Origin of the sequence: Chryseobacterium sp. R2A-55 (assembly GCF_021401085.1) — a bacterium.
Classification (GTDB): domain Bacteria; phylum Bacteroidota; class Bacteroidia; order Flavobacteriales; family Weeksellaceae; genus Kaistella.
Genome location: NZ_JACBFP010000002.1, coordinates 129704 through 144829, shown reverse-complemented (window position 1 = coordinate 144829; position 15126 = coordinate 129704). Strand labels below are relative to the sequence as shown.

Annotated in this window: 17 protein-coding genes and 1 tRNA gene; 17 read left to right on the top strand and 1 reads right to left on the bottom strand. The window is 39.0% G+C overall.

Annotated features, from left to right (window positions below; translation table 11 throughout):
* Positions 1-11: 11 nt before the first annotated feature.
* From L0951_RS03470 to L0951_RS03450, 5 genes are all read left to right on the top strand, one after another.
* Positions 12-1016, top strand: a complete 1005-nt coding sequence (locus tag L0951_RS03470; protein WP_234109475.1) for a hypothetical protein — start codon at positions 12-14, stop codon at positions 1014-1016.
* 26 nt (positions 1017-1042) lie between these two features.
* On the top strand, positions 1043-2419 hold the full coding sequence (locus L0951_RS03465; RefSeq protein WP_234109474.1) for a UDP-N-acetylmuramate--L-alanine ligase: 1377 nt from the start codon (positions 1043-1045) through the stop codon (positions 2417-2419).
* A gap of 156 nt (positions 2420-2575) precedes the next feature.
* Positions 2576-3301 (top strand): 16S rRNA (cytidine(1402)-2'-O)-methyltransferase, encoded by a 726-nt coding sequence (gene rsmI, locus L0951_RS03460; RefSeq protein ID WP_234109473.1) that lies wholly within the window; start codon positions 2576-2578, stop codon positions 3299-3301.
* 10 nt (positions 3302-3311) lie between these two features.
* Complete coding sequence (fabG, locus tag L0951_RS03455) at positions 3312-4055, top strand: 3-oxoacyl-[acyl-carrier-protein] reductase (protein WP_234109472.1); 744 nt, start codon at positions 3312-3314, stop codon at positions 4053-4055.
* 1 nt (position 4056) lies between these two features.
* Positions 4057-5379: a DUF6056 family protein gene (locus L0951_RS03450; protein WP_234109471.1), complete on the top strand. Its 1323-nt coding sequence runs from the start codon at positions 4057-4059 to the stop codon at positions 5377-5379.
* 41 nt (positions 5380-5420) lie between these two features.
* Here the strand turns inward: L0951_RS03450 and L0951_RS03445 are convergent, their stop codons facing one another.
* On the bottom strand, positions 5421-7214 hold the full coding sequence (locus L0951_RS03445; protein ID WP_234109470.1) for a DUF885 domain-containing protein: 1794 nt from the start codon (positions 7212-7214) through the stop codon (positions 5421-5423).
* A gap of 389 nt (positions 7215-7603) precedes the next feature.
* On the opposite strand from L0951_RS03445, the gene L0951_RS03440 reads away from it, so the two are divergent.
* The 12 genes from L0951_RS03440 (at position 7604) to L0951_RS03385 (ending at position 15069) form a co-directional block, all read left to right on the top strand.
* Positions 7604-8065, top strand: coding sequence for a hypothetical protein (locus tag L0951_RS03440; RefSeq protein ID WP_234109469.1), 462 nt, complete (start codon positions 7604-7606; stop codon positions 8063-8065).
* A 194-nt stretch (positions 8066-8259) separates the two neighbouring features.
* Entirely contained in the window at positions 8260-8943 is a 684-nt protein-coding gene (locus L0951_RS03435) for a MotA/TolQ/ExbB proton channel family protein (RefSeq protein ID WP_234109468.1), read from the top strand.
* A 2-nt stretch (positions 8944-8945) separates the two neighbouring features.
* Positions 8946-9344, top strand: coding sequence for an ExbD/TolR family protein (locus L0951_RS03430; RefSeq protein ID WP_234109467.1), 399 nt, complete (start codon positions 8946-8948; stop codon positions 9342-9344).
* 6 nt (positions 9345-9350) lie between these two features.
* Positions 9351-10226 carry a ferric siderophore ABC transporter substrate-binding protein gene (locus L0951_RS03425; RefSeq protein WP_234109466.1) on the top strand — a complete coding sequence of 292 codons (876 nt, stop codon included), beginning with the start codon at positions 9351-9353 and terminating at the stop codon, positions 10224-10226.
* Between the two features lies 1 nt (position 10227).
* Positions 10228-11466: a bifunctional folylpolyglutamate synthase/dihydrofolate synthase gene (locus tag L0951_RS03420; RefSeq protein WP_234109465.1), complete on the top strand. Its 1239-nt coding sequence runs from the start codon at positions 10228-10230 to the stop codon at positions 11464-11466.
* Between the two features lie 36 nt (positions 11467-11502).
* A tRNA-Val gene (locus tag L0951_RS03415) sits at positions 11503-11577 on the top strand.
* Positions 11578-11753: 176 nt separating this feature from the next.
* On the top strand, positions 11754-12047 hold the full coding sequence (locus tag L0951_RS03410; RefSeq protein ID WP_234109464.1) for a 2TM domain-containing protein: 294 nt from the start codon (positions 11754-11756) through the stop codon (positions 12045-12047).
* A gap of 37 nt (positions 12048-12084) precedes the next feature.
* Positions 12085-13410, top strand: a complete 1326-nt coding sequence (locus L0951_RS03405; RefSeq protein WP_234109463.1) for a 2TM domain-containing protein — start codon at positions 12085-12087, stop codon at positions 13408-13410.
* A 7-nt stretch (positions 13411-13417) separates the two neighbouring features.
* Positions 13418-13705: a 2TM domain-containing protein gene (locus L0951_RS03400; protein WP_234109462.1), complete on the top strand. Its 288-nt coding sequence runs from the start codon at positions 13418-13420 to the stop codon at positions 13703-13705.
* Positions 13695-14000 (top strand): hypothetical protein, encoded by a 306-nt coding sequence (locus L0951_RS03395; RefSeq protein WP_234109461.1) that lies wholly within the window; start codon positions 13695-13697, stop codon positions 13998-14000. Before L0951_RS03400 ends, L0951_RS03395 begins: the two co-directional genes overlap by 11 nt.
* Positions 13990-14265 (top strand): 2TM domain-containing protein, encoded by a 276-nt coding sequence (locus tag L0951_RS03390; RefSeq protein WP_234109460.1) that lies wholly within the window; start codon positions 13990-13992, stop codon positions 14263-14265. Before L0951_RS03395 ends, L0951_RS03390 begins: the two co-directional genes overlap by 11 nt.
* Before the next feature lie 60 nt (positions 14266-14325).
* Positions 14326-15069: a LytR/AlgR family response regulator transcription factor gene (locus L0951_RS03385; RefSeq protein ID WP_234109459.1), complete on the top strand. Its 744-nt coding sequence runs from the start codon at positions 14326-14328 to the stop codon at positions 15067-15069.
* Positions 15070-15126 lie beyond the last annotated feature (57 nt).

Here is a 15126-nt window from a genome sequence, read left to right as displayed (position 1 = left end):
TAGAATCTATAATGGAAAATATCCAGGAAATACAGGATAAGATTTTTTTTGAGGCTAAAAATGCGCTTGAATCACTTTCAAAAATTACTTCGATAGACGAACTTTTGGCAAAGCAGGATTTGTTTTCTGAAGTTACCGATAGAATTGCTTTTCTCAGAATTTTAGAAAAAAACATTGATTTTCTTACTGTAGAAGAGACAATGCAAATTATTGATAATCAAGAATTAAACCTAAATTTCGATAATGAACCCGCAGTAAAAATGGAGGAGATTCCAGATGATTATTCTTCGGATGAGCATGAAATGGAGGAAGAAGTTCTTTTCACCAATGAGTTAAATGAGATTGACGAAGTAGGTTATCAAACTGAGCCGATTTCCGAAGTGGGCATTGAAGAAAATCTAAATGAAGAGTTCCAAACCATTCAAAATGAAGATCAAGTGGTGACAGAGGAATCGGATTCATCCACTTATGCATCGCGTGTTGCACAGAAAGAGCAGGAATTCAATGAGTTGGAGGAAAGACGGAGAAAAATAGTGGAGTTCAACAAGGAAGATGTGGCGCACGAACAAAAGGAAGAAGTGCTCCACGAGAACAAATCCGGAGAGCATCACCATGCCGAGAAAAAATTTAAATTGGCAAATATCAAAGGCTTGAAGGCGGTGCAGAGTTTATTTGATGAAGATCCGCTCGAAAAATTTAATGAAGAAGAATCGAAAAATGAAGTCCAAAAGGAATCAGGAAGCCTCTTGAAGACCAATGTTTCCACAGATTTTATGGAGGCTGAAAAGAAGAAACCAGAATTCAAACTGGATTTGAATGATAAAGTGGCTTTCACTAAAATTTTGTTTAAAGGCGATGATGAAAAGTTGAAAACAACCATTGAAAAACTGAATTCCTTTGATAATCTGGAAGAAGCGAGACATTATCTGAGCGATATCTATTACGAAAACGATTGGTCCAAAGCCGATGAATACGCGCAAAGATTGTGGCATCTCGTAGAGAATAAATTTTTGTAAACATCTTTTCAGTATCCCATAAATTCATGATCAACAATATCAATCAGTTCCAGAACCCTTTCTTCATCGGAGTTGCCGGAGTTGGAATGAGCGCAATTGCGCAATACTTAAAGGGAATCGGGAAAAATGTTTCCGGCAGTGACCGCTATTTTCACCCGAACGAATACAACAAAACCAGAGAACAGCTCGAAGCAGAAGGAATCAAATGCTTTCTTCAGGATGGAAGTGGAATTGACGAAAATACAGATTTAATAGTAGTTTCCACAGCGATTGAAGATACTGTCTTTGAAGTTCAGAAAGCCAAGGAGCTGGGAATTCCTATTATCAGACGAAGCGAACTTTTGTCCGTCATCGCGAAAAGCAAAAAAACCATCGCAGTTGCCGGAACTTCCGGTAAATCAACCACTTCGGCGATGCTGTACCAAATTTTGCTGGATGCAGGTTATGAACCGAGCATTATTTCCGGGGCAGGTCTCACTTCCATTATCAAAGAAGGAAAGATCGGAAATGCTGCGATAGGAAAAGGAGATTGGCTCATCATAGAAGCGGATGAAAGTGACGGTTCCGTGGTGCAATACGAACCGGAAATCGGATTGCTGTTAAATATCGACAAAGATCATCAGGAAATTGAAGAACTGATAGATTTATTTACCATTTTTAAAAATAAAACCAAGGGTTTATTCATTGTCAATCAGTCAAATACATTGGCTAAAATGTTGTCTGCAGATCCTGATCAGGATTTTGGTTTTGAAGATGAACATGCACGATACAGCGTGACCGATTTTAACCAGAATGGTTTTTATCTGTCGTTCCGGGTTCTTGGTCAAGCGGTGAATATGAACTCCATCGGAAGGCATTCCGCCGAAAATGCAGCTGCTGCAATTGCGGTTGCCAATCAAATTGGAATTGATCTGGAAATTTGTGCGGACAGTCTGGAACATTATAATGGGATTTACCGTCGCCATCAAATTCTCGGACAGAAAAACGGAATTTGGGTCATCGACGATTATGCGCACAATCCGGCGAAATGTGCAGCTTCGATAAAAGCTTGTCAACCATTGGCGAAAAAGCTGATCGCCTGGTTTCAACCACACGGATACAAACCGACGAAGTTTTTGAGAAACGATTTTGTAGAAGAAATCTCGCATGCATTGCGACCAAATGACGAAATTTGGATGAGCGAAATTTTCTACGCCGGAGGAACCGCCGAGAAAGATATTTCTGCAAACGATCTGGTAAAGGATATTTCTGCGAAAGGAAAAAAAGCTTTCTTTGTGGAAAACCGAAATGATCTGTTAGAAGAACTTCGTCCTGAACTGACTGAAGGAACCGTTCTGCTTTTAATGGGAGCGAGAGATCCGAGTTTGGAGGAATTTTGTAGAGATTTATTTGAAAAACTGTGATATTTTTACAACAAATACTATTCACCACGTAAGTCACAAAAGTTTTTTGAAGGATGATGGTTGAATCTTGAAAGTACCATTAAGCTTATGTCTTATCTGAGCTTTAGAATAGATGGATTTGATCGATGTCTGTTGTGATTTTTGTGGTTCAAAAAAATGAACGGAACTTTATTTTTCGTGCCGACACCAATAGGAAATCTGGAAGATATGACTTTCAGGGCAATCAAAGTTTTGAAGGAAGTGGAGTATATTTTATGTGAAGACACAAGAACTTCAGGCGTTTTGCTGAAGCATTATGAAATATCTAAACCGCTGAAATCGTATCACTTACATAATGAACATCACAGTACGCAAAAAGTGATCGAGGATTTAAAAAACGGGCAAAATATCGCCATCATCACCGATGCTGGAACACCCGGAATTTCGGATCCCGGATATCTTTTGGCAAAAGCGTGCGCCGATGAAAAAATCGAAATGATTTGTTTGCCGGGAGCAACGGCTTTTGTTCCTGCTTTAGTGGTTTCCGGTTTGCCGAACCACGATTTTTATTTTGCGGGTTTTTTGCCAACGAAAAAAGGCAGGCAAACGAAATTGAAACAATTGGCCGCGGAAAAGAAAACCATTGTGTTGTACGAAAGTCCACATAAAATTAATACGACTTTAGAACAGATCAAAGAGTTTTTCGGCGGTGAAACCAAAATCAGCTTGAGCAGAGAAATCTCCAAAAAATTTGAAGAAACCAAACGTGGAACGATCGGCGAGTTGATTGAGTTTTCTAAAAGCAAGACTTTGAAGGGCGAGATCGTGTTGGTGATTAATAATGCTGAAGCTAAAACTGATGAGGAAGAAAAACCCTTATCAAAAAACAAATACAAGAATTAATAAACAAAATATGGGATTATTACAAGGAAAAGTTGCCCTCATCACAGGTGCAACAAGAGGAATCGGAAAAGGTATTGCAGAGGTTTTTGCAAGAGAAGGAGCTAAGGTTGCATTCACCTACGCAGGTTCCGTGGATAAGGCAAAAGCATTGGAAGAAGAACTTTCCAAAATAACTACCGTGAGAAGTTACCAATCGGATGCGTCGGATTTTGATGCAGCCCAAAAACTGGTGGATGAAGTGATGGCGGAATTCGGGCAGATTGACATTCTCATCAACAATGCCGGAATTACCCGCGATAATTTGATGCTCAGAATGTCCAAAGAAGATTGGGACACCATCATCAAAGTGAATCTGGATTCGGTGTTTAACCTCACGAAAGCCGTGATTAAACCGATGATGAAGGCCAAATCGGGTTCCATTATCAATATGACTTCCGTGGTTGGAGTGAAAGGAAATGCAGGTCAGGCGAATTATGCCGCGTCAAAAGCCGGTGTAATCGGGTTTTCAAAATCAATTGCGTTGGAATTGGGTTCGAGAAATATACGATGCAATGCAATTGCACCAGGTTTTATTGAAACGGAAATGACAGCCGCTCTGGATGAAAAAACCGTTCAAGGTTGGAAAGAAGCGATTCCTTTGAAACGTGGCGGAACACCTGAAGATGTTGCAAATGCCTGTGTTTTCCTAGGTTCTGAAATGTCCGCATATATTACCGGACAAGTTCTGAATGTGGATGGCGGAATGCTCACTTAGAATGAAGGTTTTCGATAGGATTTTTCTTGCTTTGGCGATTACGATTTTCGTCGTTTTTGGATATTTTTCATTTTTTAATGTGTACCAAACCGACGATTATATTTTTTCGTTTTTTACCAGGAAATTTGGTTTCTTAGGTGCGGTCGCTGATCTTTATCTTCATTGGGGCGGAAGATATTTCGGCTATTCCTTAAACCTGCTTAATCCTGTCGCGATTGATACACAAAATATGCTCCCGAAAGTTTATCCAATGCTGCTGATGGTTTCATTTATCGCAGTGGTTGCATTGAATTTTCGGGAGTTTTTTAAGTATTCGCTTTCGGATTCTGTGAAGAAGGCGTTTTTGTTTTTCTTCTTTTATACAGTATTGTTGCTCAATATTTCAGAACATTATTTCTGGATTACAGGCTCCACTGTTTATTTTTTGCCTGTAATTTTTGCCGGTTTTTTACTTTTTTGTTTAAAGAAACTTCATGATGGCAGGGAAAAAGTTTGGCTATATATCTCTTTGATCCTGATTGTTTTAGCGATTGGAAATAACGAAATTATCGCACTGATTTTAGAAGGATTACTCATGGCGAATTTCCATTTTAGAAAAACCAAGACCAATCTTCTTTTTTTGGTAGTGTCCACCATCTGTATTTTGATCAGTTTTCTGGCACCGGGAAATTTTGGAAGAATGGCGGAAAACACTGATCCTTTATTTATTTTATGGCTGAAAAGATTTGTTTTTTTTGCGGTCGATCTTTTTCATTTAACTTTAAAATCCATTTTGATTTTACCACTATTTGTCAAGGTTTTTGAAAAGGAACTCAAGGAAATTATCGCGAATTCCTGCCGGAAAAATTTGATATTATTGTGGGGAATCTCCTTTGTGCCAATAGTTTTCCTTGCTTTCCTTATGAATGGAATTGGAAGACAGTTTGAAAATATAATGATTTATTATTTTGTTTTGTCTTCCGTTTTGGTAGTTTCCTTTCATGTAGATTTTAAGAAATTTTGGTGGATCTCCGCTTTGGTTTTGTTGGTACCAAGAATTCATATTTTCCCGGATCAATATTCCCATTTTGACTTTAATTTCAATCTGTATGATATTGGGAATGATTTGGCTAAAACCGATTTGGCAAAATTTGAGGACCAAGTTAATGACCGGATTTTTCGGATTCAGTCAAGTTCAAAAGATTCTGTGGTTGTACCAAAAATTTCAGTTGTTCCAAAAGTTCTTTATTTTGACGAATTATCAGCACTAGGCGAACCGAAATCTTACACCAACGATCAGCTGGAAAAATATTTCAAAAAAAAATCCATCACGACAGAAAAGTAATTTTTTCGTGATGGAATTTTATGGATAAGCCATTTAGCTATTTACTGTTTTTTCGCCCAATTCTCCATTTTTCTGTCCAAAACATCCAATGGGAGACATCCTTGGTTCAGAACTTCGTCATGAAACTTGGCCAAACTGAACTTGGAGCCGAGTTGTTGTTGGTATTTGTACCGCAATTCACTGATTTTCAGTGAACCTATTTTGTAGCCTAAAGCTTGTCCCGGCATCGCCATATACCGCTCTACTTCGGCAGTTGCGGCCGCTTCGTCATAGGCAATATTGCTCAGAAAATATTTTGTGGCTTCTTCGCGGGTCATTTTTCCAGTGTGGATTCCAGTATCTACTACCAATCGGACCGCACGCAACATTTGGTCACTCAAATAGCCCATTTTTTGGTAAGGATCCGTATAAAGTCCGAATTCTGGTCCCAAAGTTTCGCAATAATGCGCCCAACCTTCACCATAAGCTCCGAACCAGCCGAAACGCATAAATTTCGGGAGCTTGGTGTTTTCCTGCTGCAGAGAAATCTGGTAGTGATGTCCCGGAATTGCCTCATGCAGAAAGAGCGATTCCATTCCGGAAGTTACGTTAAATTTTTTTGGATCCGGAAGTGGAATGTAAAAAATCCCTGGTCTTTTTCCATCGGGAGTTCCCTGGATGTATTCCGCACTTGCGGTAGCTTCTCTGAACTTTTCGGTTTGTCTGATCTCAAAGGGTGTTTTCGGGGTGACGGAAAACATCGATTTCAATTTCGGTGTAATTTTCGCCAATACTGCATTGAAAGCATCCAGAACTTCTTTGTTGGTTTTGTATGGCATCGCTTTCGGGTCTTGTTTTAGATGGTTGATGAATTGTTCCAAGGTTCCGTGGAACCCTACTTGCTGTTTCACTTTTTCCATTTCGTTTCTCAACATCGCGACTTGCTCCAAACCGATCTGGTTGATTTCATCAGGGGTTTTTCCCGTGGTGGTCCAACTTTTCACGTAGTAAGCATAGATTTCATTTCCTTTTGGCAACGCGTTAATTCCATCAGTATCACGAGCTTTCGGCAAGTATTCGGTTTCCAGGAAATCGCCCATTTTTTGATAACTCGGAATGATTTTCTTGGCAATCATATCCTTGAACAAAACGGAAAATTTATCTTTTTGCTGCGCCGTGAAGCTTTTCGGAAAATGTTTGACGGGTCCGAAAAAAATATTTTTGTCAAAGTCGGAAGTGGTGATTTCATCAGCTTTCATCTGCACGATCATTTTTGCCACCAGTTTTTTCGGTAAAACATAATTGGCCTTCATTCCGGCACGGAAGTTTTCAATGGCGGAATCCATCCAGATCGGGAATTTTTCAACTCTTTTTAGCCAATCATCATAATCCTTTTCTGTTTTAAAAGGTTGGCTTCCCTCACCGCTTCCAAGTAACGGAAAATCCAGCGGTAATCCGCCAAATTGGGTAAAAGGAATATATTCCGGATGATAAGCGTACCGTTCAATTTTGTCTTTTAAAGTATAGTCTAAAACATCGTAAACCGTTTTCTGGTCATCACTTAGTTGGGTATATTCTATTTTTTTTAACTGATTTTGAACCGAGTTATAGAATGAGATTTCACCGGAAATGAAATCTTTGTCGATATTGATCGGCAACTGGTCGTTGTAGCGCAAATCTCCTTGCGCTGTTGCTTCAAGCGGATAAAGTTTCAGGTATTGCTCATAATAATTCGCTGCGATCGAATCCAGCTGAAGCGGCTTGGTTTCCGCTAATGGAGTATCGGACTTTTTGCAACTTACCACCATTAAAACGAGCACTAAAAGTGGAATACTTTTTAAAAGGAGTTTTTTCATTTTAAATATTTGAAACGCTAAATTAGGAAAAGTTTCGGGATGCGGGATACGAGTTATGCGATTCTGGTTACGGACTACATGGCACGAAGTTCGGGTTTCGGTTTCAAAAAACCAGATTTTCTATTGATCTTGCTGGAAGTGAAATGATTGAATTACAGTGTTTTATATGTTTAAAAATTTGTTTTGAACTTATTGATCCGGAATGGGTCCGAGAAAAAGGGAATATAAGAAAAGATAATGCCGATTAAACCTAAAACCTTTCACCATGGAACCCGGATCCCGCAACTCGAATTTCAGACCAAAAAAATCTTTTGTACAACCAACCAATTTTCTATCTTTGCTTGACAGGTGTAATGATCAATTAAATAAAACAAATTTTTTCTCTAAAAATGAAAGGGATTTTAAAAATCTATCACCCCGAAGAAACCCTTAAATACAATATCAAAAGCACTTACTGCAAAGCGGTTTATATCAATAAGGAACATTTTCTTGAAGTGGAGATCATTACAGACGATTCGCTGGATCATGTGGATGACGACTCTCTTCAGTACAATTTCCCACAGCTTTCGCTTAATGTTTTTGATTTCCCGATCGATGATTCAGAAATTGCCGGGAAAACCTTTACCATCCATGATTCTGATGAAGAAATCTACACTGATGTAGATCTTTTTGATGATGAAGACGCTTATCTTTATGACAGCGAGCTTTCCTTTGAAAAAGATAGTGATGGCGAACTTCAGCTCTCTTGGAAAGGGAATATAGACGATTTCTACACGGGTTCAGATGAGCCCATTCCTTTTAAGTTAAAATGCAATTTCAAACAAGATGAAATTGTGGTAGAAGAGGACTAGTTGGTCACATCTGGATCAGCACTTTTTTCCGAAGATTCCTTTCATTAAGACCATTTTTAGTGATAGCAGTCGCATGATGCTGAAAAAAATTTCCGCGTTGGGCTTTAAAGCCACTTCATCAACTGCCTTTAGAAGTAAGGTTTTGCAATATTAAGCCGGTTATTCCGTTAGTTTTTAATAAAAAATAATTTTAAATGTTTTTACAAACCGCCGTTCAACCCATGAATCCTCAAACACAGGAAACCGTTTTTTCTTTCTGGAAGATCATGTTTCATGGAAACCTTTTTGCCAATGTGGTGATGATCACCGTTCTCGCTTTAGGTGTTTTTGCTTTATATATCTTTTTCGAAAGACTTTTTTACATCAATCGGATGCTTAAGATCAATGACATCAATTTGATGAACAATATTGAAGACATGCTTCAGGAGGGAAGAATCCAGGCTGCAATCGATTATTGCGAAAGACTGAATACGCCAGAAGCCAGAATTTTGGAAAAAGGAATTACCAGAATCGGAAGACCGATTTCAGATATCGTGAGCGCCATGGAAAGCCAAGGACAAATTGAAGTTTCCAAACTGGAAAAAAATCTAAACTTACTGGCTTCAGTTCCCAGTTTGGCACCAATGTTGGGACTTTTAGGGACGGTAATCGGAATCATCATGACTTTCTTCGCCATGTCTAATGCAGAAGGTTCATTTTCACCGAAAACCTTATCAGAAGGGATTTACACAGCATTAGGACAAACTGCGACCGGTTTGGCGGTGGCGATTCCTTCGAACTTTTTTTATAACCTGCTCTTGACCAAAATCGATAAGTTCGTCCTGAAAATCCAGCACCTTTCCACAGATTTCTTAGACATTATCAATAAGCCCGCCTAAAAATGAATTTTAAAAGAAGAAATAAAGCAAACCCTGATTTCAGTCTTGCCGCAATGGTGGACGTGATTCTCTTGTTGCTCATCTTTTTTATGGTGACCTCTTCTGTGGCGAATCAAAGCGCAATCGACGTGAAATTGCCAAAAGGCGACGTGGAAAACCCAAATATTCCCAATGAACTGGTGGTGACCATTAAAGAAGATGGTACTTATTTTGTAGATGATCAACCCGTGAAAAAAGAAGATTTGGAATCATTTGTGGTGAAGAAGATGCAAAATATTAAAGCCCAATCATTTACTATTCGTGCCGATAAAAATTCGCTTCACAAGGACGTGGTGTTTGTGATGGAAATTGCGGAAAAACATAAGCTAAATATAGCAATTGCCACCTCCCGGGAAGAATAAAAAGGAATGACCAGTTACAACTATTACGATAAAGATGACAGCAAGGATCGGCTGAAAAGTGCTATAATCACAGGAGTTATTTGGGCGCTCATACTCTTTTTTGTGTTTACCTATACCATTACGCAACATATTCCCGAAAAGAAAGAAGTAGTTACCACCATGCTGATCAACTTCGGCGACAACCGAAATGGAAACGGCGAAGAAGAACCCGCTTCCCAAGACGGAAGTGTGGCTGCACAAAGTGAAATCACCTCTACTGAACCCACTTCGGAAGAGTCTCCGAATAGCAGATTAGAAGTTGTTGCAGAACCTGCAAAACCGGTCAATGAAAAAATATTAACCGGAAACAACCCCAAAATTTCTGCTCCGAAAATGGAAAAATCCACGGAGACCAAAGCAGTTGCGAAATCTGCAAACACTCCATCAGCTTCCACCAAAAAGTCTGGAACAAAAGCTACTACTGCAAATGCTAATGCCGTAACTGGTGACGGAAAGGGAACTGCCGCAATCGGAAACCTAATCAAAGGTCGGGGAACCAAATCCGGAACTCAGGGAACAGATGGTACAACAGGAAATACGGGTGATCCTCTTGGCGGAGACGGAAATGGCGACAGCAAAATCGGGGTGGATCGAAAACTCATTGGATTTATTCCCGGAACCATGGGAAGAGGCGGAGCACAACCTTCGCACAACTGTTCTGCCAGCGGAACCATCAATATTGCTTACACCGTCGATAAAGCAGGAAATGTGATTTCCGCAAGACGTTCGAGCGGGGTTTCAGATCAGTGTGTAGTGAATACCTCCGTGGATTGGGTGAAACGGTACGTGAAAGCTGAAAAGGCAAATACCGCTTCCACTGGAACTTACAGGATTACTTTTTAAAATGACCACTGAGCAATACCAAGAATCCATCGAATGGCTTTTCACGCAGATGCCCAATTACCAAATTGATGGGCAAAAAGCATACAAGCCGGGACTTGACAATATCAAGAAACTTTGTGCTTACTTTGGAAATCCACAAGACCAAATCAAAAGCATCCACATTGGCGGAACTAATGGGAAAGGTTCCACAAGTAACATGCTTGCTTCGATTTTGCAGGAATCTGGCTATAAAATTGGGTTATACAATTCGCCCCATTTAATTGACTTTACAGAAAGAATCAAGATAAATGGCCAAAATTGCGACAATGAATTTGTCTATGATTTTATTCAAAAACTAAAAAATCTTCCGGAAGATATCCGTCCTTCTTTTTTCGAATTTACAACGATTATGGCGTTTGAATTTTTTTGCCAACAGAATGTGGATTACGCCATCATAGAAGTAGGTTTGGGAGGAAGACTGGATTCTACCAATATCATCCATCCAATGGTTTCCGCCATTACCAATGTTCAGCTTGATCATCAGAATATTTTAGGGAATACCATTGAAGAAATCGCAGCAGAAAAGGCGGGAATCATCAAGGAAAATGTCCCGATTATTTTCGGTGACCAGAATGAAACTGTAAAAAATATTATTTCGGAGACCGCAAGAAACAAAAATACGGGACTCATTGACGCTACTTTAATTAAGACTGATTTAAAGAGTGATTTGAAGGGAAATTACCAGAAAAACAATATCCGTGTAGTTTTAGCTTTGGTTGAAGAATTAAAAAAACAGGGTTTGAAAATCTCCGATGAAAATCTCAAAAACGGTTTGCTGCATGTGCGTGAAAACACCAACTTCATAGGTCGTTGGTTTGAATTTTCAAAAGATCCGCTCATCATTTGCGATACCGCTCACAATCAGGCGGGTTTGGAGATGGTTTTTGCTCAACTAAATGAGATACCAAAACACAAACATATCGTTTTAGGGTTTGTCAACGATAAAAAAATCGATGAGGTTTTGCGGATACTTCCCGGAAATTCCACTTATTACTTTGCGAAACCGGCGATTAACCGAGGTAGGCATCCCTTAGATTATGAAGATATGCTGCGAAAATCGAAAATTAATTACAAAATATTTGACGAGGTGCAAAGTGCTTATCTTTCTGCAAAACAACACCTTAAAAAAGGCGAAATGATTTTTATCGGCGGAAGCAACTTTGTAGTGGGAGAATTTTTAGAAAAAAATTTGTCAAAATAAAAAAACCTTGTATATTTGCCGAACCAAAAACGGAAAGGGTTCTTAGCTCAGTTGGTTCAGAGCATCTGGTTTACACCCAGAGGGTCGGGGGTTCGAATCCCTCAGGACCCACTTTCAAAAGAAAATCTCACAGAAATGTGGGATTTTTTTGTTTTTCTGCGGTTCTTTTCTGAAAAATTCCCTTTCAGCTTCCAAAATCCACCTTTCGGTTAGAAATTATTTGTAACATATTTCTGTCGGTCTATCTTCGTACAGTCAAACGGAAGTTTAATTCTAAGACTTAAAACATGGAAACCTACTCCAAAACCACTGAAAACCCAAAATCCCGGGAAGCGCTGAAAAAAGAAAGAAGAATCAAAGGGTTCTACATTCATGCAACCGTTTACGTCTGTGTAAATTTGTTTATTATTTTGGGTGGAATGTACAAAAATGAAAAAAATCTGGTTGTGATGGATACTTACTCCACCGCCTTTTTCTGGGGAATTGGACTGCTCGCACATGGACTTACCGTTTTCGGGGCAGATTGGGTTTTTGGTAAAGGTTGGGAAGAAAGAAAAATTCAACAGTATCTGGAAAAATAATTCCTGTTGGAATTTTAAAATTTCATAATTTTAGAAAATGTCAAGAAAAGAAATCATCACGCTGCTTTGGATTTCCGGGGTAACCGGATTGTTTTTCTTTCTGTTTTTTACAGATGAGAAAACACCGCAAAATCTGGCGATCAGTTTCCTGGTTGCATCACTTTACAGTTTCCTGATCGGCGGGGGAAATGGTTTGGTAAACAGATTTCTAAGCAAGAAATATTCATGGATCGACCAAACGAGAACACGGACTATCTTAGGAGTGATCGCTATTTTGCTGGTGAATGTGGTGCTGGTCTTGTTTTGTAATTACATCAATTTTATTCTGATCCAGGGACGGTCACCGTCTGGTTTTTTCAAAGGATCGATAGGATTTGTCAACTGGCTGATTATCAATATTGCCTTGCTGATTTCAACTTTCCTACATGCAAGAAGTTTTATGAACGAATGGAAGAAGGCCTCCCGAAAGGAAGTGGTGGAACAGAAACTCATCGCCAAATCCGCGAATGCACAGTTTGAATCTTTAAAAAACCAGCTTGATCCGCATTTTCTTTTTAATTCGCTGAATGTTTTGAGTTCTTTGATTGATGAAAATCCAAATCAGGCGCAAAGGTTTACCTCCTCCATGTCAAAAATTTACAGATATGTTTTGGAGCAAAAAGATAAGGATTTGGTTACGGTTGAAGAGGAGCTCGATTTTGCGAAAACCTACTGCGATTTGCTGAAAACCAGATTTGAAGACAGCGTGAGTTTTAAGTTTGAGGTGAAGGATGAGGTCAAGAAAAGTTTCGTGGTTCCACTTTCGCTGCAACTGCTTTTGGAAAACAGTATCAAGCACAATTATGCCACTTCCGCAAAACCGTTAAGCATCAGGATTTTTTCACAGAGTGGAAACCTCATTATCGAAAATAACCTTCAGGCAAGAGAACAGGTGAAGGAAAGTGCCGGAATCGGACTTTCAAATATCGTCCAGCGCTATTCTTTAATGACCAAAAGGAATGTTTTTATTGAAAAATCCGATGACCATTTCAAAGTAAAAATTCCTATTTTAACTGAAAAAATCACCGAAATGAAAACCTCAAACTCCGTCGAAATGGCTGCCTATGAAAAAGCCGCAAAAAGAGTGGAAGAACTCAAAGGATTCTACGGAAATCTGATCTCGTACTGTATTTTTATCCCGTTCTTGTTCCTGATCAACTGGAAAACTTCACCCAGTTATTGGTGGGCGTTCTGGCCGATGTTTGGATGGGGAATCGGTGTGATTTCTCATGCAATTAAAACGTTTGGAATTGGCAATAACTGGGAAGAAAAGCAGATCCGGAAACTGATGGAAAAAGAGAATAATGCAACCCACTGGAAATAACTCTGAGATGGAAAATTCTAGCGAAAACCTTAAGTATCTTCGTGCTCAAAGGAGATTGAAGCAACTGAAGGGATTTTATATTCATTTGGCGGTTTACCTGGTGATCAACCCTGCAATCATTTTTGCGAACAGTAAAAAATTGGGTTTCACGGATTTGATGACTTATTCCACTGCGATTTTGTGGGGATTGGTGATCATCATTCATTTGGTCAGTGTGTTTTTCTTCCGAAAGTGGGAGGAAAATAAGATGGATGAATTAATGAAAAAAATTAATGAGACGGATAATGGAAAATAACATTCAATACAGAGAAGCAAAGAGAAAAATCAAAGAAAGGATCGCTTTCGTCTATTTTAGCATCCTGTATCTGGTCGTTTTGGGGGCTTTTTTATTTATTGACTTTTACGACCTTAAAGTTGGATTTATCACGGAAGGATTAAGTATAGACATCCGCAATATCCTGCTGACATCACAATTGATTATTTTGCTGATGTACGGGATTTACCTGTTTTTGCCTAATTTTAGAAAATGGGAGGAAACAATGATTGATAAACTCACCCTGAAATTCAAAAAGGACAAAAATGGAAGATAACCTCAAATATCAAAGGGCAAAAAAACGGGTAAAAGAAATGAAAGGATTCTATATCCATGTTGCCGTTTTCACCATGGTGAACCTGCTTCTGTTTGGCTTGAACGTCACCAAAAAATCAGAGATTGCATATTGGAGTTTTCTCACCCCTTTAATTTGGGGCATAGGTCTGCTTGCACATGCGCTGTCTGTTTTTCTACCGAATTTTATTTTCGGAAAAGACTGGGAAGAAAGAAAAATTAGGCAGTTTATGGAGAAGAATCGCTAATTTCAGTGCCGCATTAGATTACTTGAAATTTCTTAAACAATCAATATCATTTAAAAAACCATGATCCGCACCGTTATCATTGAAGACGAAAAACCCGCCGCAAGAAAACTCGAGAGATTATTGGGTTTATTCACTGATTTAGAGTTGGTTAAAACAGTTAATTCAGTGGAAGAAGGAATTGCCTGGTTTGCGGAAAATCAGCATCCGGATCTGATTTTTTCCGACATTGTTTTGGGAGACGGACTGTCTTTTGATATTTTTGAAAAAGTTCCCACCAAAAGCTTCATTATTTACACCACCGCTTTTGACCAATATACCTTGAAGGCATTCAAACTGAATTCTATAGATTATCTGTTAAAGCCCATCATGGAAGAAGATTTGGAAAATGCCATTAATAAATACAAAAGTTTCTTGCCTATAGAATCCTCCCATAACTCACATCAAGTCAAGGAATTAATTAAGAATGAAAGACAGCGGCTTTCGAGGATTTTAGTGAAAATCGGATATAACTTGAAGATTGTTCAGACCGATGAGGTTTCCTGTTTTTTCAGCGAGAACAAAATTGTTTATCTCCAAACAAAAGAACGACCTTTCCCCACCGATTTCACCCTGGATGATTTACAGGAAGTTTTGGATGATAAGAAATTTTTCCGTGTAAACCGACAGTTTATCATCAATTCAGATCATATCAAAAATATCCACACCTCCCCATTTTTTAAAGTTGAACTCGATTTTCAACCAGAGGAAGAAATCACGGTAAGCCGAGATCGGGTAAAGGATTTCAAGGATTGGTTGAGTCGGTAATTGCAGCGAATATTTGGAGATTATCTAATATCTGGAGCAAATTTAATTTCGGCAGGC

Coding starts and splice junctions, on each gene's coding strand:
- L0951_RS03470 (WP_234109475.1), top strand. CDS start 12: ATGGAAAATATCCAGGAAATACAGGATAAGATTTTTTTTGAGGCTAAA.
- L0951_RS03465 (WP_234109474.1), top strand. CDS start 1,043: ATGATCAACAATATCAATCAGTTCCAGAACCCTTTCTTCATCGGAGTT.
- rsmI (WP_234109473.1), top strand. CDS start 2,576: ATGAACGGAACTTTATTTTTCGTGCCGACACCAATAGGAAATCTGGAA.
- fabG (WP_234109472.1), top strand. CDS start 3,312: ATGGGATTATTACAAGGAAAAGTTGCCCTCATCACAGGTGCAACAAGA.
- L0951_RS03450 (WP_234109471.1), top strand. CDS start 4,057: ATGAAGGTTTTCGATAGGATTTTTCTTGCTTTGGCGATTACGATTTTC.
- L0951_RS03445 (WP_234109470.1), bottom strand. CDS start 7,214: ATGAAAAAACTCCTTTTAAAAAGTATTCCACTTTTAGTGCTCGTTTTA.
- L0951_RS03440 (WP_234109469.1), top strand. CDS start 7,604: ATGAAAGGGATTTTAAAAATCTATCACCCCGAAGAAACCCTTAAATAC.
- L0951_RS03435 (WP_234109468.1), top strand. CDS start 8,260: ATGTTTTTACAAACCGCCGTTCAACCCATGAATCCTCAAACACAGGAA.
- L0951_RS03430 (WP_234109467.1), top strand. CDS start 8,946: ATGAATTTTAAAAGAAGAAATAAAGCAAACCCTGATTTCAGTCTTGCC.
- L0951_RS03425 (WP_234109466.1), top strand. CDS start 9,351: ATGACCAGTTACAACTATTACGATAAAGATGACAGCAAGGATCGGCTG.
- L0951_RS03420 (WP_234109465.1), top strand. CDS start 10,228: ATGACCACTGAGCAATACCAAGAATCCATCGAATGGCTTTTCACGCAG.
- L0951_RS03410 (WP_234109464.1), top strand. CDS start 11,754: ATGGAAACCTACTCCAAAACCACTGAAAACCCAAAATCCCGGGAAGCG.
- L0951_RS03405 (WP_234109463.1), top strand. CDS start 12,085: ATGTCAAGAAAAGAAATCATCACGCTGCTTTGGATTTCCGGGGTAACC.
- L0951_RS03400 (WP_234109462.1), top strand. CDS start 13,418: ATGGAAAATTCTAGCGAAAACCTTAAGTATCTTCGTGCTCAAAGGAGA.
- L0951_RS03395 (WP_234109461.1), top strand. CDS start 13,695: ATGGAAAATAACATTCAATACAGAGAAGCAAAGAGAAAAATCAAAGAA.
- L0951_RS03390 (WP_234109460.1), top strand. CDS start 13,990: ATGGAAGATAACCTCAAATATCAAAGGGCAAAAAAACGGGTAAAAGAA.
- L0951_RS03385 (WP_234109459.1), top strand. CDS start 14,326: ATGATCCGCACCGTTATCATTGAAGACGAAAAACCCGCCGCAAGAAAA.